21 protein-coding genes are annotated in these 22,730 nt (G+C 65.7%); 5 read left to right on the forward strand and 16 right to left on the reverse strand.

What is annotated here, in order from left to right; translation table 11 throughout:
* On the reverse strand, window positions 1-553 hold a 553-nt coding region (locus AX729_RS25550; protein WP_197433669.1), incomplete at its 3' end, for a porin.
* 530 nt (window positions 554-1,083) lie between these two features.
* On the opposite strand from AX729_RS25550, the gene AX729_RS25555 reads away from it, so the two are divergent.
* A complete protein-coding gene (locus AX729_RS25555; RefSeq protein ID WP_061026974.1) occupies window positions 1,084-1,563 on the forward strand; it encodes a MarR family winged helix-turn-helix transcriptional regulator in 480 nt (159 codons plus the stop codon).
* 80 nt (window positions 1,564-1,643) lie between these two features.
* On the opposite strand, the gene AX729_RS25560 is transcribed toward AX729_RS25555, so the two are convergent.
* On the reverse strand, window positions 1,644-2,726 hold the full coding sequence (locus AX729_RS25560; protein WP_061026975.1) for an alpha/beta hydrolase family protein: 1,083 nt from the start codon (window positions 2,724-2,726) through the stop codon (window positions 1,644-1,646).
* A 721-nt stretch (window positions 2,727-3,447) separates the two neighbouring features.
* Between AX729_RS25560 and AX729_RS25565 the strand changes: the two genes are divergently transcribed.
* The gene (locus AX729_RS25565; RefSeq protein WP_061026976.1) at window positions 3,448-4,512 is read left to right on the forward strand and encodes a ketopantoate reductase family protein; all 1,065 of its coding nucleotides are present in this window, start codon (window positions 3,448-3,450) and stop codon (window positions 4,510-4,512) included.
* 27 nt (window positions 4,513-4,539) lie between these two features.
* Here AX729_RS25565 and AX729_RS25570 read toward each other — a convergent pair whose 3' ends face one another.
* On the reverse strand, window positions 4,540-5,592 hold the full coding sequence (locus AX729_RS25570) for an Acg family FMN-binding oxidoreductase (protein WP_197433670.1): 1,053 nt from the start codon (window positions 5,590-5,592) through the stop codon (window positions 4,540-4,542).
* A gap of 164 nt (window positions 5,593-5,756) precedes the next feature.
* On the reverse strand, window positions 5,757-6,341 hold the full coding sequence (locus AX729_RS25575; RefSeq protein WP_061026977.1) for a LysE family translocator: 585 nt from the start codon (window positions 6,339-6,341) through the stop codon (window positions 5,757-5,759).
* Between the two features lie 467 nt (window positions 6,342-6,808).
* On the opposite strand from AX729_RS25575, the gene AX729_RS25580 reads away from it, so the two are divergent.
* On the forward strand, window positions 6,809-7,627 hold the full coding sequence (locus tag AX729_RS25580; protein ID WP_061026978.1) for a YkgJ family cysteine cluster protein: 819 nt from the start codon (window positions 6,809-6,811) through the stop codon (window positions 7,625-7,627).
* A gap of 105 nt (window positions 7,628-7,732) precedes the next feature.
* On the forward strand, window positions 7,733-9,247 hold the full coding sequence (locus AX729_RS25585) for a helicase HerA domain-containing protein (protein ID WP_061026979.1): 1,515 nt from the start codon (window positions 7,733-7,735) through the stop codon (window positions 9,245-9,247).
* A gap of 38 nt (window positions 9,248-9,285) precedes the next feature.
* On the opposite strand, the gene AX729_RS25590 is transcribed toward AX729_RS25585, so the two are convergent.
* The 10 genes from AX729_RS25590 to AX729_RS25635 all read right to left on the reverse strand — a co-directional run bounded on the left by AX729_RS25590 (window position 9,286) and on the right by AX729_RS25635 (window position 19,725).
* Window positions 9,286-10,026, reverse strand: coding sequence for an ABC transporter ATP-binding protein (locus AX729_RS25590; RefSeq protein WP_061026980.1), 741 nt, complete (start codon window positions 10,024-10,026; stop codon window positions 9,286-9,288).
* Complete coding sequence (locus tag AX729_RS25595) at window positions 10,023-10,871, reverse strand: ABC transporter ATP-binding protein (RefSeq protein ID WP_061026981.1); 849 nt, start codon at window positions 10,869-10,871, stop codon at window positions 10,023-10,025. The genes AX729_RS25590 and AX729_RS25595 overlap by 4 nt, the downstream gene beginning before the upstream one ends.
* On the reverse strand, window positions 10,871-12,694 hold the full coding sequence (locus AX729_RS25600) for an ABC transporter permease (protein ID WP_061026982.1): 1,824 nt from the start codon (window positions 12,692-12,694) through the stop codon (window positions 10,871-10,873). Before AX729_RS25600 ends, AX729_RS25595 begins: the two co-directional genes overlap by 1 nt.
* A 56-nt stretch (window positions 12,695-12,750) precedes the next feature.
* Window positions 12,751-13,908 carry an ABC transporter substrate-binding protein gene (locus tag AX729_RS25605; protein ID WP_061026996.1) on the reverse strand — a complete coding sequence of 386 codons (1,158 nt, stop codon included), beginning with the start codon at window positions 13,906-13,908 and terminating at the stop codon, window positions 12,751-12,753.
* Window positions 13,909-13,967: 59 nt separating this feature from the next.
* Window positions 13,968-14,552, reverse strand: a complete 585-nt coding sequence (locus tag AX729_RS25610) for an alkylhydroperoxidase domain protein (RefSeq protein ID WP_061026983.1) — start codon at window positions 14,550-14,552, stop codon at window positions 13,968-13,970.
* Between the two features lie 10 nt (window positions 14,553-14,562).
* Window positions 14,563-15,180: a CMD domain protein gene (locus AX729_RS25615; RefSeq protein ID WP_061026984.1), complete on the reverse strand. Its 618-nt coding sequence runs from the start codon at window positions 15,178-15,180 to the stop codon at window positions 14,563-14,565.
* Window positions 15,181-15,217: 37 nt separating this feature from the next.
* On the reverse strand, window positions 15,218-16,252 hold the full coding sequence (locus AX729_RS25620; protein ID WP_061026985.1) for a putative FMN-dependent luciferase-like monooxygenase: 1,035 nt from the start codon (window positions 16,250-16,252) through the stop codon (window positions 15,218-15,220).
* 52 nt (window positions 16,253-16,304) lie between these two features.
* Window positions 16,305-16,703 (reverse strand): carboxymuconolactone decarboxylase family protein, encoded by a 399-nt coding sequence (locus AX729_RS25625; RefSeq protein WP_035674853.1) that lies wholly within the window; start codon window positions 16,701-16,703, stop codon window positions 16,305-16,307.
* Window positions 16,704-16,763: 60 nt separating this feature from the next.
* On the reverse strand, window positions 16,764-18,416 hold the full coding sequence (locus AX729_RS25630) for an ABC transporter ATP-binding protein (protein WP_245325379.1): 1,653 nt from the start codon (window positions 18,414-18,416) through the stop codon (window positions 16,764-16,766).
* A 223-nt stretch (window positions 18,417-18,639) separates the two neighbouring features.
* Window positions 18,640-19,725, reverse strand: coding sequence for a PLP-dependent cysteine synthase family protein (locus AX729_RS25635; protein WP_063817291.1), 1,086 nt, complete (start codon window positions 19,723-19,725; stop codon window positions 18,640-18,642).
* Between the two features lie 190 nt (window positions 19,726-19,915).
* Between AX729_RS25635 and AX729_RS25640 the strand changes: the two genes are divergently transcribed.
* Entirely contained in the window at window positions 19,916-20,425 is a 510-nt protein-coding gene (locus AX729_RS25640) for an Lrp/AsnC family transcriptional regulator (RefSeq protein ID WP_061026987.1), read from the forward strand.
* A 10-nt stretch (window positions 20,426-20,435) separates the two neighbouring features.
* Here the strand turns inward: AX729_RS25640 and AX729_RS25645 are convergent, their stop codons facing one another.
* Together AX729_RS25645 and AX729_RS25650 are read right to left on the reverse strand one after the other, a co-directional pair.
* Entirely contained in the window at window positions 20,436-21,863 is a 1,428-nt protein-coding gene (locus tag AX729_RS25645; protein WP_061026988.1) for an NAD(P)-binding domain-containing protein, read from the reverse strand.
* A 31-nt stretch (window positions 21,864-21,894) separates the two neighbouring features.
* The gene (locus AX729_RS25650) at window positions 21,895-22,728 is read right to left on the reverse strand and encodes an ABC transporter permease (RefSeq protein ID WP_502686919.1); all 834 of its coding nucleotides are present in this window, start codon (window positions 22,726-22,728) and stop codon (window positions 21,895-21,897) included.
* Window positions 22,729-22,730: the final 2 nt, after the last annotated feature.

A 22,730-nucleotide genomic window follows, 5' to 3' on the forward strand; every position in this document is an offset into this window, starting at 1 on the left:
CGTCGAACTGCGACACGGCCTTACCCATGGTGAAGCCGGCGAACTGGATGAAGGCGTAGTACACGCCGAGCGAACCACCCGAGGTGCCGCCGTCGGTCGAGTTGATGGTGGTGGTACCAGCCGTCGTGGCGGTGTAACCGGTCGTGCCCGTGCCGGAGCCCGTGCCGACGTAGCCGCCGGTGGTCCAGGTGAAGACCGCGTCGAAGTAGGTGCGGACCACGCCGTATTCGGTGGCGGTGCGCGTGTCGATGTTGAGATCCTGACGAGCGCGCATGCTGTAATAGTTGCTCAGGCGATTGTGCGCACCGGCCGGAGCACCGTTCGAGATGCCGTAGTTGCTGTTGGTGTTGACCGCGACTTCGGCGCGCAGATAACCACCCAGCTTGATGCAGGTGTCGGTGCCCGGGATGTAGTAGAAGCCGGCGCCGTACAGCGAACAGATCTTCACGTATTCGACGGCCTTGGCCTTCACGGGAAGATCGGCTGCAAACGCACCGGAGACGGCCATCAGGCTGGCTGCCGTGCCGAGAAAGAGCGTCTTCGTCAACTTCATTAGTAAACCTCCAGGTCGGTTCAGGGGGCTCGGCTCCTCGGCGGAGGCCGCTTGACCCTCTTTAATTTCCGTTCAATTCAGATCCGCACTGAAGGTCCGGACTGAAACGACAGTGAGGTGCCCCCCCTCCGTCGTGACTCACGTATAGTTTATAAAATTCATTGCCTCAATTTGTTGATCTCGTGAATTGAAACTTCACGCGAGCATGTTGCTGCGGAGCAACAGCCGATCTTCAGACAACCAGTCAACATACTGTAATAAAAGAAAAAACCCTCAGGGGGCATCCTGAGGGCTTTCTTGGAGGTCTCACATCGCTGCTGATCGCAACGGTCAAGAGCAGCAAATTTTGAGTGCGAGAGACGTAATCCGATTAGTTGTTTTTTGCAAGCATCGAATCCCGGCTTGTTGATGGGATGCGGCGTTTACTGGCTCATCATTGCGCGAAGTCCGAGACGGCCCCCCGATATCCGGTTAGAACACTGCCCCAACAGCAATAAGAAAAACGGTCAGTGCAAAATTTGGGGGACCCGATGATCGAGAGGAAACTCGACAGGGCGATTACAGACTTCATCTGGAACGTCGTCGAAATTCACTCCCAGCTGGAGAACATTCACACCAGCTGGGCCGGACTGCTAGGCATTACCCAGCCGCAATGGCTGATCCTGATGGCGATCACCGAACTGGACCAGGGGCGCGGCGTCGCCGGGATCGACATCGCCAACAAGCTGCGGGTCCACCCGGCTTTCGTGACCAACCAGACCAAGACCCTCGAAAAAGCCGGCCTTCTGTCACGACGACCGGCGGCGGAAGATGCCCGCTTCGTCCTGATGTCGCTCACGGCGAAGGCGACGACCGAGATCGAGAAATTATCGAAGCGAAAGCTCGCCCTGAATTCGACGATGTTCAACGATTTGGACGAGAAGACCTTGGCTAAATTGAACGCATCGCTTGCAACGATCGCCAAGAACGCCCGGCTGGCTGCGCGATTGCTGGCTATCGACGCGTCCTGATCGGCCGATGCCGGGCGCAGAATGCGCGCCGGACGCTGCTGTCGTCGCGCCCCGGGGTCCTGCAATGCCGCCGGACTAGGCTAGAGGTGGGTCACCGGGTCGACCTTGCGGGCAGTTCCAAGCTTGCTGTCGAGCCACTCGACAATGAAGTCATCAACGGCGACGAAATTCTCGACCTCGCCGAGCGGGTGCGGGACGTTGTTGGGCACGACGACCGAGCAATCGGCTCCAATCCGCCGGTAGTCGGCCTGCAACTCGAGAGCATCCTGCTCCCACACCATGGAGCGACTCCCAACGACCATGAGCAGCGGGCACGGGACTCGACGCCGCGGCAGCATTGCCTCTCTCGAGACCTCTTCAGAGACGGCCTGCCCGAAGCCGGTCATCCAGCGAAGTGACGCCTGACACATGACCGGGCTCACAAGCCCGCCGTCGCACACGGCGGCCGCGATCCTGCGATCCGAGAGCGCAAGGCGGGAGGCATGAGCGGCGCCCGCCCCTTCGCCGTAGATACCGATCCGCCGCGGGTCGACATCGCGGCGGGCTTCCAGGTAGTCCAACCAGAACTGAAGCCTGTGCTCCGGCTTGAAGGAGCGATGAACGGTTGAATTGCCGGAATCGACGAGCAGCAGCGACATGGTCCCGCAGAGCGAGGCGGGCAACAGCCTGCTCATCATCGAGCCCAAGCTGGCATCGTCGTCGCTGACGCAGATCACCGCCGGCGCGGCAGAGCCGCGACGAAGCGCGGGCAGGAAGAAGCCGGCCAGAACGCCTTGATCGAAGCAATCGATCTTGACGCGCTCAATCGGCAGACCAGCCTCTGTCTCGAGGCCTCTCAGGCCGGCGCCGACCTCGTCTGCGAGGTCGGCACTCTCGACATCTCCCGGACTACTCAGACTTCTGACGACTTCGAGGGCCGTCAGCGAGCACAACCACGCTTCCCCGGCAATCCGAGCCGAACGCGTCTCGCGCGCAGCTTCGGCCAATGTCCGGTAGTCGTCGGCGACGCTCAACCAGTCCGAAATCCACAGATGCCGGTGCGACTCGTGCGCAAGCTCAACGACGGACAGGCTTTCGAAAAACTGGGAGGCTCGATCCCGCAAGTGAGCCAGATTTCGTCCGGCGCCGTCGCACGAACGGTGAGGCGAAGTTTCACCTTCCATGTCAGCCCCCGAACGCCGCCGCCAACGATTGCGCGGACCTGCGTCCAGACTCGCCGGCGTCGCGCTCTGCGCGGCGCCGCGCATGCCCGCCCGATCGCGTCTGCGTCACACAATGCCGCCTGACTCGGTGATGGTCTTCGCCGACATCTCGACGCCGCGCAGCAAAGCTGCTGCGCGAAGCGATTCGCGTTCCACAAGAGCGCGCTTGGGCACAGAATCCCGGCCGGCTCACCCCAATCGTCACGTCCCAGCTCCGTCGCTGATACACAGTCTAGCGCCACGCAACCTGCGAGTTTACGCAGCGGGCTTTGTCGTTTCTTGTCGCGATCGGCGAGTCAAAACCACTCGTGCCGACACAAGAGACATGTCTGTGTAGGCCCCGATTGTGAAAGCACAATGTGGTGAAGGGTGCAGTGCACTACCATCGTGTGCCAAGCCCGCAGGAAGACGCCAAGGTCTTCCATTGTGACAGTCTTTTGCGAAGGGTGTGCGACGACGACGGTCGCGCCCGCGATGAGTGGAATAGCCGAAACGCCAACCCAATTCGGGAAGCTCAATCGCCTTGAAAGAGCAAGGTCCCAGCCTCAGCTCCGGGCCAGCGGCGCGTCCTTGTATGCATTATCCCAGTTGCCAACAACGCGCAGTTCGCCTTACATGCCGCCAACTCGCCCGCGGAGAATGGGCAGGGGCTGAAAATTAGACACATTCAAAGGGACGGAGCATGGCGCGCAACATCTTGATTCTGGGGGCTTCTTACGGCTCCCTGCTGGGCACGAAGCTGCTGATGGCAGGGCATAACGTGACCCTGGTCTGCCGCGCCAAGACCGCGGAGCTGATCAACCGGGATGGTACCGAGGTGCGCATCAAGTTGCGCGACGAGGCAGTCCACCGGGCGATCTTCTCGCGCGACCTGCCCGGCAAGCTCGATGCGGTCACGCCGGCCGATGTCGACCTCTCCCGCTACGATCTGGTCGGCCTTGCGATGCAGGAGCCGCAATACACCAACCACACGGTGCGCGTTCTCATGATCAAGATCGCCGCGGCGAAACTGCCGTGCCTGTCGATCATGAACATGCCGCCTCTGCCCTATCTGAAGCGGATTCCGGCACTCGCCGATGTGGATCTCGAGGAGGCCTATACCAATGCGCAGGTGTGGGAGCGGTTCGAGCCGGGGCTGGTGACGCTGTGCTCGCCCGATCCGCAGGCGTTCCGTCCGCCGGAAGAGGCCGCCAACGTGCTCCATGTCGGCCTGCCGACCAATTTCAAGGCATCGGTCTTCGCCGACGAGAAGCACAACAAGCTGCTGCGCGAGCTCGAAGCCGACATCGATGCAGTGACGCTCGACGGCCATGACGTGCCGGTGAAGCTGAAAGTGTTCGACTCGCTGTTCGTGCCGCTGGCGAAATGGTCCATGCTGCTGACCGGCAATTACCGCTGCATCACGCCCAACGAGCCGCAGTCGATCCGCGACGCCGTGCACGGCGACCTCAAGCGTTCGCAGACGATCTACGACCATGTCGATGCGATCGCCCGCCGGCTCGGCGCCGATCCGCAGGACCAGGTGCCGTTCGCAAAATATGCCAAGGCTGCCGAAAGCCTGCTCAAACCGTCCTCAGCCGCGCGCGCGGTCGCGAGCGGCGCGCCCTTCATCGAGCGAGTCGATCTCCTGGTGAAGCTGATCTCGCATCAGCTCGGCATGCCGAACGCCGAAATCGACCGTACCGTCGACACCGTGGACCAGAAGCTGAACGAGAGGATCGTGCAGGGTGGATCCGGCGCGACGTAGCGCGTCCCGCTGCGGAAGTGACTCGTCTCACGCGATCACTTGCGCCACGGGCCGGCGCAGTGATTTGGGCAGCTCCGGCCCGGCACCGAAACGCACCACGAGATCCGGCAGGCGCGCGCCCAGGCCGAGATAGGCGGCGAGCTGCCGGCGAAGGCGCGCGACCTCGACCGGCTGGTTGACGAAAGCGTATTTGAGGCCGAGCGCCGTGGCCTGCAAGGCAAAACGCTGGCAGGCACGTCCCACCTCGATCCAGTGCGCGGCGTCGTCGCGCTCGGCGACGAATGCCGCGACACCCGCCGAACTTTCGATGCAGGCGCGATACCTGTCGTTCTCGCCGCGCTCGGTGAATACGTACGGCATCAGCCGGCGCGCCAGCCAGCGTGGCAGCGCCGGATTGCCCGATGCGCGCGAGAACAGGCCGTCCATCGTTGCGACAGCCTCACCCTCGCTGAAGCGGAGCCAGGCGACGAGCTCGTCCATGAATCTGCGGTCGCGCATCTGGCTCGTGTTGCCTTCGACCACGTAATCCGCAATCTCCGCCATCTGCTTGCGGTCGGTGAGAAGGATGATCGCAACGCCGTCCCCGGTGCCCGCCCGCTCCAGATCGCGCAGCACATCGCCGGAAACAGGCTGACCATCATAGGGCGCGCGCGTCGACTGCCGGTGCGGGATCGCCGCAAGCAGGGGCGAGCGCTCCATCGCGGCGCTCTCGAATTCCGCCGTGACGGCACCCGCTTCGAAGCGCAATGCCGGCCGCAACCCCATGGCCAGCGCCGCATGGGTCAGGTTCTCGGCCGCGCATCCGAGGCTGACGAACACATGGTGATCGTCTGGATCGACCACCGGACAGCGACGCGAGACGTCCGGCGCGATGGAGACGCTTCGCGGGGTCAGGGTGAAGCGCCACGGCTGGGTATTGTGACTATTGGCCGCCAGCGTCGCATAGCGGACGATTTCGTGCAGTCCGCCCTCGGTGCGCAACGGAGCCCAGGTGGCGCGTACCGCGTCTTCGTAGGTGACGGCCGTCGCCGCGTGGGATGGCTGCGGCCGCATCACGCTCGAACAGGCGAGACCCGCCATCAAACTTCGCCTGCTGACCATGAGATCGTCCACGCGGTTGCCACGGAGCAAGGATGCCAGCCGGGCGCTATTCCACATTGATGCCGCGCAAAGCCGCCGAAGTTGAACGAGACGCTCTTGCCGGGCGAACCTGGCGCGCTGCCGTCCATCTCAGGCCTCGGCCCTCACGCGCTCCAGAATGATTGGATCCAGATCAGGCCGGTCACCGTAACGAGCGTGATCGCGCCGATGCGCGTCACCAAATCGGGATGTCCGAGGCGGCGGGCGCCGCGGCCAAGCGTTGCACCAAAGGTCACCCATGCCGCGCCGGCCGTGACGATCTGAAGCGCGATCAGGAGAAGCCAGGGCAGCAGTTCGAGCGGCCCGGCGGGAGACGGCAGCAGCAGGAAGGCGAACACCATCGCCTTCGGGTTCAAGAGCGTGGTGAGCAGCACATGACCGAACGTCACGGGCGCCCCACTGCGCAACTCGCGGGCGCGAAAGCGCCAGAGCATCACGGCCAGGCACAGGATGTAGATCGTCACGGCAACGCGGAGCACCAGGGTCGCGACCGGGATATCGCTCACGATCGGGCCGAGCGCCAGCCGCAGCAGCGCGATGGCCAGCAGATAGCCGGCGAGCTCGGCCGCCAGCAGGTGAAGCGAGCGCAGGACGCCGACCCCTGCGCCCGATGTCGCGAGCAAGGTGTTCGTCGGACCCGGCAATGCCAGCAGGAAACAACTCGCAGTGAAGAAGGTCAGAAGGCTCATCAGTCCAGCTAACAGGACTCGGGCCGACGGTTATTGATCTGCATCATCGCCCGTCCGGCGCGGGATCGTCCGCCCTGTCCCGCCGCTCGCACCAGCTTCGGCGCGGCGCTGTTCCGGCTGTGGCGCAGACTCAACAACCGTCGCTGCTTCCCATTGACGGCATCGCCGTCACATCGCGCCGACGCGGGGCCCACGGATATCACGACTGCGTGAGACGACGGGATGTCGTGCGTCACATCGCGGCGCGTCGCAAGCAAAGCGCGCGGATTCGACGCGATGGCGCCCACCCTCACGTGCAGGCCCTCCATTCGCGCAAGCGTTGCATGCGCCCAGAACAGGTCGTGCTCCTTGCTGCGGGCAACGAGGTGAGCAAGATATCTTTCTAAGTCAGGTGTCTCAAACCTGTTTGCCGGTCTGCTGTTCCGGCGTGATGGCAATGCACGACTGAGAGAACAAGAACAACAACAATGGATCAGGCGATGCTGAGCGTCGTCCGCGCGGTGGAAGCAGGCGCGACGACCGTGAAGGGCGTGATCGACGCCACCGGACTGTCCCGTCTCAAGATAGAGCGTGCGTTGACCGCACTGGAGAAGCAGAAGCTGCTGGTCCGCGACGGACGGGGCTTCCGCGCGACCGGCCTGCCGAAGTCGGCGCGGCCCGCCCGGCAATGCGGATCGTGCAACGCCTGCTGCGATATCCTCGAAGTCGCTGCCGTCGAAAAGCCGGTGAACCAGCTCTGTAGGCATTGGCAGGCAGATACGGGATGCACCATTTACGACCGCCGTCCGCAGATGTGCCGATCTTTCACCTGCGCATGGCTGCAAGGCCATCTCGACGACGATTGGTTCCCCGAGCATGCAGGCCTCGTGGTGCATTTCAGCCAGGACGCCGTCAACGTCACGGTCGACGACGATTGCCCCGATCGCTGGCGCGAGGAGCCGTATTTCAGCAAGCTCGCCGAATGGTCGCTGAACGGCATCAGGCGGATTGGAAATCGCGGTTATGCCACCCTCATCGTATCAGGCGGAGAGCGCTTCCTGATGCTTGGACGCACCATCGTTCCCGAGCCGACGCCGTTCGGCACCGCGTTCCTGCCGCTCACGGCCGATACCTTCCGGTTCTGGCGGGCGACATCGCCGGCGCACCTGCAACGGCTGCACGAGCGCGTCGCCGAGATCGAGCGGATCCGGCAGGAGTTCGGCTCATGTGCGATTCCCGCGAACGAGGACGACGATCCGCAGCCTCCCTATCGGCCCGCACTTCTGCGGCAATCGAACCTCGCCTGAATGCCACCGTGGGCAACGCGACATGATTCGCACCGTAGCGCTCGACGCGCCCCGGCCGGGTTGGTAAGCCCCTGTCCGCGAATGGCGGGGACTTGAGTCGGGGACATGACGGTTGCGATCGAGATGGGGCAGACCACGGCAGGCGCCGCGGCGGCCATGGACCTCGAGGAACTGCTGGCAACCCGCCTCCTGGTGCAGGGCAATTCGGGCTCCGGCAAGTCGCATCTGTTGCGGCGGCTCCTGGAGCAGAGCGCGCCCTGGGTGCAGCAGGCCATCATCGATCCCGAAGGCGATTTCGTCACGCTGGCCGAGCGCTTCGGCCATCTGGTGATCGAGGCCGAGGATCACACCGAGCGCGGCCTTCAGGTCGCGGGCGAGCGCGCCCGGCTGCATCGGGTCTCCACCGTACTCAATCTCGAAGGGCTGGACGCCGAGAATCAGATGCGGCGTGCCGCGGCATTCCTCGGCGGCCTGTTCGACGTCGACCGCGACCACTGGTACCCGATGCTCGTCGTCGTCGACGAGGCGCAGTTGTTCGCGCCGGCGGTGGCCGGCGAAGTCTCGGACGAGGCGCGTAAACTGTCGCTCGGCGCCATGACGAATCTGATGTGCCGCGGCCGCAAGCGCGGGCTGGCCGGGATCATCGCGACGCAGCGCCTGGCGAAGCTCGCCAAGAACGTCGCCGCGGAAGCTTCCAACTTCCTGATGGGGCGGACCTTCCTCGACATCGACATGGCGCGCGCCGCGGACCTGCTCGGCATGGAGCGGCGGCAGGCCGAAGCCTTTCGCGATCTCGAACGCGGCCAGTTCATGGCGCTGGGACCTGCGCTCTCGCGCCGTCCGCTGCGTTTGAACATCGGCCCGACCGACACCAGTCCGCGCAACTCGACGCCGCGTCTGATGCCGCTGCCGGAGGCGACGCTGGAGGATGCGCGCGCCGTGATCCTGGCGGCACCGCCGCCAGATGCCAGCCGGTCGCAGCGGCGGCCTGCGCCGGATCTGTTGGAGCAGCTTCGCGCGGCGAAGGCGGCCGCAACGCCGGAGATCCGGCCCGAGGCGGTCGAAGTGCCGGTGAGCGCGGAAGAGCTTGCGGAGCGGCGCGAGCGCGTGGATCGCACCCTTCGTGCCGTGCTGGCGGAGCCCGATGCCGGCTTCCGCGCCATCGGCGTGCTCTATCAGGAGTTCGTCGTCCGCTGCCGCATCGAGGGCCTCGGCACGGCCGTGCCGGACCTCAACGAATTCCGCCGTATGCTGACGCATGCGCGCGCCGGCCTCGGAGCCGATCTGGCCGACGACGATGCCTGGCAGGACGTGGCGCTACGCGCCTCGATCCTGCCCGACGACATGCAGGGCGTGTTCATGATGATAGCACGCGCGGCGAAGGAAGGCTGGCCGTGTCCCGGCGATGCCGCGATCGCGCGTGCCTATGGCTCGCATTCGCTGCGACGCGCGCAGCGGCTGCTCGGCTACATGGAGGAGCAGGGCCTGATCGTCTGCCAGCTCGACGGCGGCGGACGCCGGATCGTGACGCTGGTCGAGCTCGCCTGGGCGACCGCACCGGGCGATCCCAATGCCGACGATCTGCCGGTGGAAAAGGCACAGAGCGCGGCTACGCTCTGAACGTTACAGCATGATCCGGAAGAGTGCGCAGCGGCGCTTCAGGCCGCCTCGGAACCTCCGAGATACGCATCACGCACGCGGGGATCGTCTTTCAGAACCCGCGCCGGGCCGGAGAGCACGATCCTGCCGGTCTGGAGCACGTAGGCTTCATGCGCGATCTCGAGCGCGAGGCTGGCGTTCTGCTCGACCATGAACACCGAGACGCCCTCCTGGTTGATGGTGCGGATCAGCTCCAGCACGCGATCGACATAGAGCGGCGAGAGGCCCATGGTCGGCTCGTCCATCACGATCATGCGGGGCCGGCTCATCAGCGCGCGCGCCATCGCCACCATCTGCTGTTCGCCGCCGGAGAGCGAGCCGGCGCGCTGCGACAGCCGCTGGCCGAGCTTGGGAAACAGCGTCAGCATCCTCTCGAGATCCTGCGCGACAGCATCGCGGTCGTTGCGCACGAAGGCACCCATCAGGATGTTCTCGCGGACGGTCATGTCCGCGAACAGCCGCCGCGCCTCCGGCACCGAGGCGATGCCGCGGCGGACGATCTGCGGCGTGGAGAGGCCGATCAGCGAGTCGCCGTCGAACGTCACCTCGCCCGAGCGCGGCTTCACCAGGCCCAGAATGATCTTCATCGTCGTCGACTTGCCGCTGGCATTGCCGCCGAGCAGGCAGACGATATGGCCGCGCGCGACCGATATCGACAGGTCGAAATGCACCTGTGCCTGGCCGTAGAACGTATTGACGTTCGACAAGGCCAGCAGCGGTTCGGGCGAAGGATTGGTCATGCCGCGCTCTCCTGCTCCGCCGCTCCCCTCAGCCCGTGGCCGAGATAGGCCTCGATCACCTTGGGATCGCTCCGGACCTCGTCGCCTCGGCCTTCGGCGATCTTCTTGCCTTCGTCCATGACCATGACGCGGTCGGACAGGCGCATCACCATCTCCAGCTTGTGCTCGATGAGGAGAATGGTCAGCCCTTCGGCCTTCAGCTCGGCGACGAGGCCCTGCATCTCCGCGGTTTCGGTCGGGTTCATGCCGGCGGTCGGTTCATCCAGCAGCAAGAGGCGCGGCCTCAAGGCGAGCGCCCGCGCGATCTCGACGCGGCGGCGGTTGGCGTAGGAAAGGCTATAGGCCGGCTGGTCGATCCGCGGCAGGAGCCGCTCGCCGAAACGCGCGAGTATGGCTTTAACCTCCTCGCGCAACTGTTCTTCTTCCGCCTTGACGCTGGCGGGCCGTAGCAGCGCCAGCCCCAGCTCCAGGAGCGGACCGATCACCGGCACGGCCGGCTTCACCGCCCGCAGACGGGTGTGCGCGCCGATCAGAACGTTGTCCATCACGCTGAGATTGCCGAACACGCGCCCGAGCTGGAAGGTGCGCGCAATGCCTTCGGCGGCAAGCCGCTCCGGCGAGAACCCCGTGATGTCCTGCCCCTCGAAGCTGACGACGCCGGCATCGGGCCGGTCGAGCCCAGTCACGAGATTGAACAGCGTCGTCTTGCCGGCGCCGTTCGGGCCGATGATGCTGATCAGTTCGCCCTTGGCGAGGTCGAGATCAATGGTGTCGACGGCGGTGAGGCCGCCGAAGCGGCGCGTCAGGCCGCGCAAGGACAACAGGGGCGCGTGCTGCTCCGTCATCAGATCGTCCCCAGCAGGCCCTGCGGCCTGAATCGCACGAGCAGCAGCAGCACGATGCCGTAGATCAGGATGCGGTACTCGGCCGCGATCCGGAAGACTTCGGGCAGGCCGACCAGCGCGACCGATCCGACGATCGCGCCGACGACGTTGCCGAGGCCGCCGAGGATGACGACCGTCAGCGCCAGGATGGATTGCTGTGTATTGAAGGTCTCGTGGTTGATGTAGGAATAGAGATGCGCGGCGATGCCGCCGCTGACGCCGGCCGCGAAGCCACCGAAGATGAAGGCCAGTGATTTGTAGCGGTTCAGGCTGAGCCCATAGGCGCGCGCCGCGATGTCGTCGTCGCGGATGGCGCGGAAGCTGCGGCCGAGATGCGAGCCGAGCAACCGCCCTTGAAGCAGCGCCAGCACGATCATCACGGCGAGACTGAACCAGTAGACCGATGACGGGCTGATCAGATCGTAGCCGAACAGCGACAGCGGCGGGATGCCGGAGATGCCGATCGGACCGCGGGTGACGCTTTCCCAGTTCAAGATCGCCAGCGCCACGATCTCGCCGATGGCGAGGGTGGCGATCGAGACGTAATGCCCGCGCAGGCGGAACGACGGCGAGATCAGGAGCGTGCCGAGCGCAGCGCTCATCAGCCCGCCGCCGATGACGGCGAGGCCGACCGGGACGGAGAGCGTCAGCGACAGCAGCGCGGACGTATAGGCGCCGATCGCGAGCAGCGCGGCGTGGCCGAGCGAAACCTGCCCCATCGTTCCCGCAACCAGTGTCAGGCTGAGGGCGAGCATACCGAGCAGCCAGGCATTGATCAGGGTCTGGAGCACGTAGAAAGACACCGGGAAGAACGGCAGGATTGCGAAGGCGGCAGCCGCGACCAGCAAGGCCCAGGGCGGAATGCGCACGGGCCGGCTCGGCGCGATGAAGGTTCCGGTGAGCGGCTCCGGCGGGGCCTGCCGGGCGCTGACGAGCAGGCCGTTCGGCCGCAGCACGAGCACGAGAACCAGCAGCAGGAACGCGAACAGATTGCGGTAGCTGGTGCCGAAAACGGCAACGCCGTAGCTCTCGACCAGTCCCAGCAGAAGGCTGCCGATCACCGCACCCGGCACGTTGCCGGCGCCGCCGACGACCTCGGCGACCACGCCCTTCAGCGTCGCCTGAAGACTCATCGCGGTGTCGATCTGGTTGTAGTACATGCCGACCAGCATGCCGGAGACGCCGCCGAGCGCAGCCGCGATACCGAATACCGCCTGATTGACGCGGTTGACGTCGACGCCCATCTGCATCGCCGCGTCGCGATCCTGCGCGGTGGCGCGCACGGCCCAGCCGAGCTTGGTGTAGCGCAGGAACACGAACAGCAGCAGCGCGCTGGTGAGCCCAACGCCGGCGATCAGGAGATCAAGCGGCCCGATGGTGCCGCCGCCGAGCTGGAAGCGGACATCAGGCAGCTGACTCGGCAGCGCGCGCGGATTGGGCGAGAAGATCAGCATCACCAGCTGATCGAGCACGAAGCTGATGCCGATCGTCGCGAGCAGCGGTGCAATGCGCACCGAGTTCTGGAGCGGGCGCAGGCCGAAGCGCTCGATGATCAAGCCGACCGCCGCGGCGGAAGCCGCCACCAGGATGATGGTCAGCGGCAGCGGTGTATGCAGCTGCACCACCGCAACCCAGCCGATATAGGCGCCGACCAGATAGATCGAGCCTTGCGCGAAGTTGATCAGCCGGCTGACGCCGAAGATCAGCGCGAGCCCGACCGCGACGAGGGCGTAGACATTGCCGACGATCAGCCCGTTGATCGTGTAGTCGAGCCAGGAAGACACGCAGCGTTCCCAATGTGGAGAGAAGAGCGGCTGGAGCGATCGCGCCGGCCATTACGTCAGGTCGGCTTGCCATCCAAGAGTGCGAACTTGCCCTTGCGCACGACGAGCTCGGCATTCATGGCGCCCTTGACGCGGCGACTCTCGACGTCGAACGTCGCCTGGCCGAAGATGACGCTGGAGACGTCCTTCACTTTGGCAAAGGCGTCGCGGATGGCGCGGCGATCGGTGCCGCCGATCTTGACCACTGCCGCCGCCATGTTCATCGCGTCGTAAGAATAGGCGTTGAACGCGTCGGGCTCCTGCCCGTTGTACTTGGCCTTGAAGCCCGCGATGAACTTCTTCACCTCGGGCCGCGGGTCTTCCGGGAAATAGCGCGTGCCGAGATGCACGTCCTCGACCGCCTCGCCGCCGAGCTCCAGGAATTTGGGCGAGTAGACCGAGCTGGCGGCGCAGATGGTCTGCTTCAAGCCGACCTGGCGTGCCTGGCGGGCGATCAGCGCACCGTCGGAATAATAGGAGATCAGGATCAGGCCATCCGGACTGGCATCGCGCACGCGCACCAGCGTCGAGCGGAAATCGCGCTCCTCCGCGATGTAGCCTTCGGTCACCGCGACTTCGGCCCCGTATTCCTTCGCCGCCTTGACGAAATAGTCGCGGCTGGTGCGGCCCCAGTCGGTGTTGAGGTGCAGCACCGCGAGCTTCTTCAGGCCGAGCCGCTTCACGGCATAGGACGCCAGCAGCGGCTGCTCGTCGGCCTGGCTCACCGACGTGCTCCACATGAAGTCGCCGCCCTTAGTGAAGTCGGGGTGCGAATTGGTGAAGCCGAACTGCACGAGACCGCCGCGCTGATAGATCGGCGAGGCCGCCATCGAGGCGGGACTGGAGAAGTCGCCGAGCTCCATGACGATGCGGGGATCGGAGACGAACTTCTGGGCAATCGCCACCGACTGACGCGGATCGCTCTGGCTGTCCTCGAACTGGTAGGCGAGCTTGCGGCCGTTGATGCCGCCGGCGGCGTGAATCTCGTCGAGCGCGAGATCAAAGCCCTGCTTCCATTGGGCGCCATATTGCGCGTTGGGCCCGGTCAACGGGCCACTGACGCCGAGCAGGATCGGTTCGGCGGATTGCGCAAGGGCGGCGCGCGAAAAGGCCGCTCCCGCCATCATGGCGGCGAGAGAGCCCCTGACCAGGGTTCGGCGATCGATGTTGCTCATGCACGGCTCCATCCATTCAATGTTGAAACAAGCAGCAATTCTCGTGCCGGTGGGATTGCCTATTTCGAAGGCTCGCCGAGCGACAGCATCAGCCGGTTTGCCCAATTGAAGAACGAGGCGCCGTTGATGACGTCGACGATCTCGGCATCGACGAGGCCCGCGTGGCGCAGCTCCGCGACATTGTCGGGACCGAACGCGATCGGCGTCGCGGCCAGTGCAACCGAGGCCCTGACCACGGCATTCCAGCGTTCGCCGAGATCGGCCTTGATGCCTTCGTCGAGCAGGCGCTGCACGTCGTCGCGGCGTTTGGAATAGGTGCTGGCAAAGCGCGCATGCACGGAGGCGCAGTAGATGCAGCCGTTGTAGCGCGAGGTCGCCGCCGCCGCGAGCTCGCGCTCGGCGCGCGGCAGTCCGTCGGCGGTGTTGTAGAAGATGTCCTTGTCGGTCCTGGTCCGGGCCTCCAGCACCTCGGGATCGCGCACCAGGAGACGGAAATACTCCGACTTTGCCCGGGCGCGGTCGACCAGGCCGGCGAAGTGCCGTTCGGTCAGCTCGGCCTCTGGCAGCGGATCGATCCACGAGACCCAGCCGAGCTCGTCCTGGGTGAAGACGACGGGCGGATTGACGGTGCTTGCAGTGCTCATGATGGTCTCCTTACGCACCGGCCGCAACGCGCCCGAGCGAGGCGCCGAGCACGCGCAGGCCCGTGACGACGCGCACCTGGAACGACAGGAACGCAACGAGCTGAGAAAGGGTGACGATGCCGGTCTCCGACCAGCCGGCGGCCAGCAGCGCCTTCATGTCGGCGGATGCGGCATCGCGCGGCCGGAACACCAGGAGGTGCGCATGCTCGAGCGCCGCTGCGAGCCTCGCGCCGAGGACGGGCCTGCGCTCCGCGCCGACGCGATAGATCAGCCCGGTCTGGTTCTCGATCGACAACGGTCCGGCCGGAAACGCGCCATACGGTCCGGAGGTCTTGCCGCGCTCGATCTCGGCCTCGATCGCCTCGAGCAGGGGCGGCCCATCCGCGGTGGTGGCGAGCTTCTGGCGATAGAAGGCGGCGACGGGGGACTCGCCATGGAGCCCGGTCACGAAGAACGCGACGGCCGCGCGCTCGGCGAGCGAAAACTCGCTCGCGTCGATCGGCTCGAACAGGGCGAGATAGCTCTTCTGCGCGTTCTCGCGCGCCTGCAGACGCCGCGCGCGGATGGCGTCGAGAGCCGATCCCGGCTCGATCCCGGCGAGCGTGTCTATGATATCCTGCGTACCCATCAGTCAGCCTCGTGCGACGCGATCATGTTCATTCCGGTTATCCCGCCAGCGCTACATCGGGTGCCGCCCGGATCCAGCCCAGCGCCGGCGCAACCTTCTCCGCGACGAGATCGATCGAGCGCAGGACGTGGGGATGCGGGGCGTCGACCGAATGTACCTGGAAGACGAGGTCGGTCACCCGCTCCAGCGTGGCATCCGAGCGGAGCGAGGCGATCACCTCGTCCGCGCCGCCGACATGGGTGTCGAACGCGGCGATCATCTCCTCCAGCGTCTCGCCCGGCCTCGCGTGGCCACCCTTGAGGAACTGCGGCAGCGCGCGTCGCAACCCGATGTCTGCGAACCGTAACGCCTCGCGATGGTCGTCGGCGACGAAGACGCTGCGCGAGGCCATGATGCGCGGCTCGCAGCCCGGCGGCAGCGCCGCCAGATAGGCATCGATGATCGGGTTCTGGATCTCGGCCAGCGTGGCATTCGGCGCCTCCTTGGCGCGCGGCTGCGTGCGCGACAGCAAGAGACCGTCGCCGGCCTTGCCGGCCCGGGCACCGCCCGCGACCGAGAATGTCGCCTGCCAGATGCGCTTGTCCAATTGCGGCCGTTGCGGATAGAGCGTGTCGCCCCCGTCGAGCGGCTTGCCGACCAGGGCCGCGCGGACGACGTCCAGATTGCGCGCGAAGATCTCGTTGCGCTGGGCACTGTCGAGGCCGAAGGCGGCAAAGGCCGACGGGTTACCGCCGGTGCCGACACCGAGCTCGAAGCGGCCGTTGCAGAGCAGATCGAGAACCGCGGCGTCCTCCGCCACGCGCACCGCATTCTCCAGCGGCAACGTGACGATGCCGGTGCCGAGGCGGATGCGCGAGGTCTGCGCGGCGACGTAGCCGAGGAAGGTGAAGGGCGACGGCAGGCCGCCCTCGCGCTCGTGGAAATGATGCTGCGCGATCCACGCGGAATCGAGCCCCGCCTTTTCGGCGCGCACGATCTGCTCCGCGGCGAAGCGATAGCGGTCCGCCGGCGGCGCGTCGTCGAGCAGCCGCGTGAAAAATCCAAGTCTCTTCGGCTTTGCCGACCGTGTCATGCCAACCATCGTTCGCTCACGAGCCTCCGGAGTCCAGTCTCTTGCCGTGCCATCATCCAGCCTTGCCCCCGGTCTCCGTTTCCGCGAAGACCCGCCGCGCCACGCGGACTGCGTCCAGCGTCGCCGGCCAGCCGCAATAGGGCCCGGTGTGGATCAGGATTTCCCGGATTTCCTCCCGCGTAAAGCCGTTCCGTATCGCGCCGCGCAGGTGGATCGCGAGCTCGTGAGGCCGGTTGAGCGCCGTCAACATCGCGAGATTCATCATCAGCCGCGCCTTGATGTCGATGCCCGGACGCTTCCACACCGTGCCCCATCCGGCCTCGGTCATGACCTCCTGCATGGCCATCGCGAAATCGTCGTTCTGCGCTTCCGACCAGGCGCGGTCGACATAGTCGTCCCCGAGCACCTTGCGTTTCAGCGCCATGCCCTCGTCAAAATGAGCCGACGTCATCTCGTCCATCTCCTTGCGGATCCCTGCCTCGCGCAAACCTGCGTCGTCGTCCCGGACTGCCTATGCATTGCCAACCGCCACATGTGCGGAAGGCGCCACCCAGCGCTGCCCCGGGATCGAGCCAAGCAGCAATTGCGTATAGGAATGCTCGGGCCCGGCGAACACGGACGCCGTCGGCCCCTGTTCGACGATCCGTCCGTTCTGCATCACCGCGACGAAGTCGCAGATTTGCGCGGTGACGCGCAGATCATGGGTGATGAACACCAATGAAATGCCGAGCCGCTGACGCAGCTCGGCGAGCAGATCCAGCACCTGGGCCTGCACGATGACGTCGAGCGCGGAGACCGGCTCGTCGGCGACAAGCACCTTTGGTTCGAGCGCCAGCGCACGTGCAAGGCCGATGCGCTGGCGCTGGCCGCCGGAGAACTCATGCGGATAGCGCTCCAGCGCGGCGGGATCGAGACCGACCATGGTGAACAGTTCGGCCGCCCGCGCGTAGGCGGTGTTGCGGGGAACACCGAGCTCGAGCAGGCCCTGAGCCACCAGATCGCGCGCCCGGCGCCGCGGATTGAGCGAGGCGAAGGGATCCTGGAAGACCATCTGCATGGCCTGCGAACGCTTGCGCAATTCCCGCGGCTTGAGCGCGCCGTAATCGATGCCGTCCAGCCAGATCTTGCCGGCGTCCGGTTCGAGCAGGCGGACGATGCAGCGCGCCAGCGTCGACTTGCCCGATCCGCTTTCGCCGACGACGCCGATCGTGGCGCCGCGCGGCAATTCCAGACTGACCTCGTCGACGGCCAGCGTCTGCCGCTTGCCGAAGCCGAACAGACCCGGTGAGGCGTAGACCTTCGAGACCTTGTCGAGCACCAGGACCTTGTCCTGAGCCTGCGGGCGCGGCGGCGGCGCGATCAGCTTCGGGACCGCGGCGATCAGCCGGCGGGTATAGGGATGCTTCGGTGCACCAAGCACCTGCTGCGCCGCGCCCTGCTCGACGATGCGGCCCGACTGCATCACCGCGACGCGATCGGCGATGTCGGCGACGACGCCGAAATCATGGGTGATGAAGAGCACGCCCGTGCCGGTCCTGGCCTGAAGCTCGCGGATCAGGGCGAGGATCTGCGCCTGCGTGGTGACGTCGAGCGCGGTGGTCGGCTCGTCGGCGATGAGCAGGCGCGGTTTGAGCGCCAGCGCCATCGCGATCATCGCGCGCTGACGCTGCCCGCCGGAGATCTGGTGGGGGTAGGACCGCATGACGCGCTCGGGATCGCGGATGTGAACGCTCTCGAGCAACGCAAGGACGCTGGCGCCGATCTGCTCGCGGCCGAGATCGGTGTGAAGCTCGAACACTTCGGCAATCTGCCGTCCGATCCGCTTGATCGGATTGAGCGTCGTCATCGGGTCCTGGAAGATCATGCCGATGCGCGCGCCGCGAATCCGGCGCATCGCGCTTTCCGGCAAGGAGGCGAGATCCTGCCCTTCGAACAGGATGCGGCCGCGCGCAATCGAAGTCGAAGGCGGCAGCAGGCGCATCACGGCGCTTGCCGTCATCGACTTGCCCGAGCCGCTCTCGCCGACGACGCAGACGACCTCGCCGGGCTTCACATTGAGCGACACGCACTCGGCGGCGAACGCGCGATCGGCCCCGGGGGGAAGGCTCACCGCGAGGTCGTCGAGCTGGAGCAGCGGCGCATCGCGGTCTGCACTGACTGACAAGTCCATCGCACTCACGCCGCAACCCCCGCGATCGTCATAAGCCTTTGATGATCTCCAGCCGGCCCGGGCCCGATGATGTCGATAGCTTCCGCCTTGCACAAGGCGGCATTGTGCAAGGCTGCTACGTCGTTATTCGGCCCTTCGCAAGCCGGAGACCGGAACACGCGCCGTGCGGCTGAAATCGGAAAATCCATTCTCTGCCCGGCGCCGCGCATGGAAGCAATCAACCTCCGACACGGGCGCGCGGCGGCGCCGCTTGAATCGGCTCCGCACGCGCCGGATCCGACGACACGTCGGGCACGGCAAGCATGGCTTCGAGCTGCCGTTGATAGGGCGCGCAAGACAATTTGCGTTTCGCGAGCCAGGTATCCTCGAACAGCGTGCTGCGATAGCGTTCGCCGGAATCGCACAGGATCGTGACGAGCGCGCCGCGCTCGCCGGCCGCGGCCATCTCCTGCATGATCAGCAGTGATGCCCAGAGGTTGGTGCCGGTCGATCCGCCGCAGGACCTTCCGATCAACCGGGACATCACCCGCGCCGCGGCGATGCTCGCCGCATCCGGCACCGCGATGGTGCGCTCGATCAGGTCCGCGACAAAGGAGGCTTCGACCTGCGGCCGGCCGATGCCCTCGATCATGTGTCGGTGGTAGACCGATTCCACGGGATCTGCGAGGCAGAGCCGCGTGGTGAGACCGCGATAGCGGATGTAGCGGCCGATCGTCGCGGCCGTGCCGCCGGTGCCGGCGCCGCACACGACCCAAGTCGGAACGCGGTGCTCTTCCTCGGACATCTGATGGAAGATCGACTGGGCGATGTTGTCGACCCGCCAGTCGACCGCGCGCTCGGCAAAGGTGAACTGGTCGAGATAGCAGCCGCCGGTCTCATCGGCGATGCGGATCGCAGCGGCGTAGATCTCGCCGGGCTCGTCCACGAGATGGACCTCTCCGCCGTTCGCGACGATCTCGGCCTGCTTCTCCGCCGTCGTCGTGCTCGGCATCACCGCGATGAAGCGCAGGCCGAGGAGGCGCGCGAAATAGGCTTCGGACACGGCCGTCGAGCCGCTGGAGGCCTCGACCACCGTCGAGTTCGGGCCGATGCGCCCGTTGCAGAGCGCATAGAGGAACAGCGAACGCGCAAGGCGATGCTTGAGGCTGCCGGTCAGATGCGTCGTCTCGTCCTTCAGGTACAACGTGAGGCCGGGCATGCTGGGCAGCTCGACCTTGAGCAGATGCGTCTCGGCGCAGCGCGTTCGTTCCATCTCGATGCGGCGTATCGAGGCATTGACCCATTCACGACAAGGCGGCGTCATCGGCGAAACTCTTCCAGCGATGCCGCGAGCGTAGCGAAGCCGGGCCGCAGTTTGCTTGCTTCCTGCCGCCTTTGACGGCAGCGTGACGAATTTTTTTGCTCGCAAACGCGAATATCCAGCAATAGCATTGTCGTGGAATTGAGCTCGGCAACACGAAACTTCCACTCCCTTCGCTGCATTCGGAGACCGCATGCTCGACGAACTCGATCGCAAGATACTGGCGACGCTCCAGGTGGACAGCAGCCTGTCCGTGCAGGAGGTCGGAGACCGGGTCGGACTGAGCTCGACGCCGTGTTGGCGCCGGATCCAGAAGCTGGAAAGCACGGGCTACATACGCCGCCGCGTCGCCTTGCTCGACGCCGACAAGCTCAATCTCGGTGTCAGCGTCTTCATCGCGGTCAGGACCAACCAGCACAACGCCGAATGGGCGGCGCGCTTCAAGAAGACCGTGATCAGCTTTCCGGAAGTGGTCGACTTCTTCAGGCTCAGCGGCGACGTCGATTATCTGATCCGCGCGGTCGTGCCGGACATTGCCGCCTATGACGACCTCTATCAGAGGCTGATCGCGAAAATCGATCTGCACGACGTCTCGTCGATGTTCGCGATGGAGCAGATCAAGTCCACGACCGAACTGCCGCTGATGTATGCCTCGACCGGCCGCGGCCGCGAGGGCTCGTCGCGGCACTCGGCGGCGATGTGAGTTCGCCGCTTCAGCGCGCGACGGCGGCCGGCCTGTAGCCTTCGTTCGGATCCGACACGTCGTAGGCGGCGAACTGCTCGTAGAAGACGTCCGCGTCGGCCTGGAACAGATCGCGCGAGATCGCCTGCACCAGCGCCGAGACGCCCCAGGGCATGCCGTTGATGCCGGTGCAGATCGGCCCCTCGCTCATGAGGCCGGCGCCGTTGAGCAGATGCAGATTGCGCAAGGCACGATCCGCCTCCGGGGTTCGCCCCACCGCCTGGATGCCCGGCGTCAGGTACGGATAGTTTGCGATGTGGGTGTCGACCCGGTCGGAGCCCGGCGTGAAGCGATCCCTCCAGAACAGCATGTCCGGAACGAGGGGCGCCAGATAGGGCACGTTGGCAAGGTCGACCTTGAAGCCGGTGCCGAGGATGGCGAAGTCGGCCTCGAAGGTGCCGTTCGGCGTGGTGATCGCAAGTCCGTCGCCGGCCGCCTGCATCGCGGTCCAGCCGTCCGAGAGCCTCAGGTCAAGATTGGCGTGGGCGCGGCAGCGCTCCAGCGTGTCGGCAGGCGGAGGGGTCGGCAGCGCGAAATAGCGGCGCATGAAGCGCAGCTTGCGCGCATCGTCGAGCATGCGGAAATTGCGGAAGAAGCCGGCGAATTCGAGATAGCGCAATGCGCTCACCTCCGGCAGCCGCGGCCGCCGCACCGAATGCCGGACTTCGCGCGCGCCGGCCTCCAGTGCAGTCGCGGTGTTGTCGAACGCCGATGCGCCGGCGCCGAGCACGGCAACTCGCTTGTCCTTCAACGCCGCAAAATCGATCGGCTCGGAACTGTGCGCCCATAGATGCCGGGGCGCGCCATGCGCGAAAGCCGGGATGTTGGGGCCGCCGGCACCATCGATGCCGGTGGCGACCACCACCTTGCGCGCCACCACGACGCGCGAACCGCGCGGCGTCTCCAGCGTCACGCGCAAGGCCTCGCCCGCGTATTCGATCCGCTCGACGCTGGTGTTGTTCTCGACCGGCAGCGCGAGATAATCGCGAAGCCAGAGCAGATATTCCATCCACTCTTCCTTCGGGATGCGCACCAGCTCGTCCCACGCCCCGGCGCCCTTGCGCGCTTCGTACCAGGAACGGAATGCGGCTGCGGGCAAGCCGTTGTCCGGCCCGGTCAGCTCCTTGACGGTGCGCAACGTCCGCATCCGCGCCCAGGTGACCCAGGGCCCCTCCTGGCCGGGATCGCAGCGGTCGACCAGCAGGACGTTGGTGATCTGCTCGCGCAGCAGCCCGAAAGCCGCCGCGATGCCCGCCTGCCCGGCGCCGACGACGAGAACGTCGACCATCGAGGTGCCGTCCTCGGCCTGGTGCTTCAACGGCCAGGCGCGTGCCGGGTAGGAAAACAGCTTCATCTCGTGGCTGAGCTTGTCTTCCAGAGCCTTCAGGGAGCTGTTCATGTCGATGCCGTCTGTTCGGATGGGGTTTCGATCAACGGCGCCTGCGCCTTGGATCGAAGGTTTCATTGAGCGCCTCGCCGACGAGGTTGATGGCGATGACGGTCACGAAGATCGCGATCCCCGGAAACACCGAGAGATGGGGCGCGCTGCGCAGCGCCGGCCGGCCGATGGCGACCATGCCGCCCCACGAGATCACGTTGGGGTCGCCGAGCCCGAGAAAGGACAGCCCCGCCTCCAGCAACACGGCGGTGGCCACCATGATCGAGCTCGTGACGATCACCGGAGACAGGCAGTTCGGCAGGATCTCGGCGAAGATGATCCTGGCCGGAGGCACGCCGACGAGGCGACAGGACAGCACGAATTCGCGGTTTCGCAGCGACATGAACTCGGCACGCACCAGACGCGCGATCGGCGGCCAGGACACCACCGCAATGGCGCCGATGATGGCTCCGATCGAGGGCTTGAGGATCACCACGAGCGCGATCACGAAGATGAAGTTCGGCGGGGTCTGGAAGATCTCGGTGATGCGCATCAGGAGATCGTCGACCCAGCCCTGCACATAGCCGGCGATGGCGCCGATCAGGATACCCACCGCGATCGCGGCGGCGGTCGCGGCGACCGCGACGATCAAGGACACCCGCGCGCCGTAGAGCAGGCCGGCGACGACGTCGCGCCCGAGCGTGTCGGTGCCCAGAGGCGTCGCCGTGCTCTGGAACGGCGGCGTATAGGGCGTGCCGACCGCGGGCCAGGGTCCCTCGGGAAACAGCAGCGGCGCGAACAGCGCCGCCGCCAGAATCGCGAGCAGGATGGCACAACCGACCAAGACCTGCGGCCGCCCCCACGGCGTCTGCCGGAATGCACGCAAGG

Origin of the sequence: Bradyrhizobium sp. CCH5-F6 (assembly GCF_001556045.1) — a bacterium.
In the GTDB taxonomy this organism is placed as follows: domain Bacteria; phylum Pseudomonadota; class Alphaproteobacteria; order Rhizobiales; family Xanthobacteraceae; genus Bradyrhizobium.

Coding starts and splice junctions, on each gene's coding strand:
- AX729_RS25560 (WP_061026975.1), bottom strand. CDS start 2,726: ATGGAAGGTGAAACTTCGCCTCACCGTTCGTGCGACGGCGCCGGACGA.
- AX729_RS25610 (WP_061026983.1), bottom strand. CDS start 14,552: ATGAGCACTGCAAGCACCGTCAATCCGCCCGTCGTCTTCACCCAGGAC.
- AX729_RS25620 (WP_061026985.1), bottom strand. CDS start 16,252: ATGACACGGTCGGCAAAGCCGAAGAGACTTGGATTTTTCACGCGGCTG.
- AX729_RS25640 (WP_061026987.1), top strand. CDS start 19,916: ATGCTCGACGAACTCGATCGCAAGATACTGGCGACGCTCCAGGTGGAC.
- AX729_RS25645 (WP_061026988.1), bottom strand. CDS start 21,863: ATGAACAGCTCCCTGAAGGCTCTGGAAGACAAGCTCAGCCACGAGATG.
- AX729_RS25565 (WP_061026976.1), top strand. CDS start 3,448: ATGGCGCGCAACATCTTGATTCTGGGGGCTTCTTACGGCTCCCTGCTG.
- AX729_RS25555 (WP_061026974.1), top strand. CDS start 1,084: ATGATCGAGAGGAAACTCGACAGGGCGATTACAGACTTCATCTGGAAC.
- AX729_RS25570 (WP_197433670.1), bottom strand. CDS start 5,592: ATGGCGGGTCTCGCCTGTTCGAGCGTGATGCGGCCGCAGCCATCCCAC.
- AX729_RS25575 (WP_061026977.1), bottom strand. CDS start 6,341: ATGAGCCTTCTGACCTTCTTCACTGCGAGTTGTTTCCTGCTGGCATTG.
- AX729_RS25590 (WP_061026980.1), bottom strand. CDS start 10,026: ATGACCAATCCTTCGCCCGAACCGCTGCTGGCCTTGTCGAACGTCAAT.
- AX729_RS25595 (WP_061026981.1), bottom strand. CDS start 10,871: ATGACGGAGCAGCACGCGCCCCTGTTGTCCTTGCGCGGCCTGACGCGC.
- AX729_RS25635 (WP_063817291.1), bottom strand. CDS start 19,725: ATGACGCCGCCTTGTCGTGAATGGGTCAATGCCTCGATACGCCGCATC.
- AX729_RS25580 (WP_061026978.1), top strand. CDS start 6,809: ATGGATCAGGCGATGCTGAGCGTCGTCCGCGCGGTGGAAGCAGGCGCG.
- AX729_RS25625 (WP_035674853.1), bottom strand. CDS start 16,703: ATGACGTCGGCTCATTTTGACGAGGGCATGGCGCTGAAACGCAAGGTG.
- AX729_RS25615 (WP_061026984.1), bottom strand. CDS start 15,180: ATGGGTACGCAGGATATCATAGACACGCTCGCCGGGATCGAGCCGGGA.
- AX729_RS25585 (WP_061026979.1), top strand. CDS start 7,733: ATGACGGTTGCGATCGAGATGGGGCAGACCACGGCAGGCGCCGCGGCG.
- AX729_RS25605 (WP_061026996.1), bottom strand. CDS start 13,908: ATGAGCAACATCGATCGCCGAACCCTGGTCAGGGGCTCTCTCGCCGCC.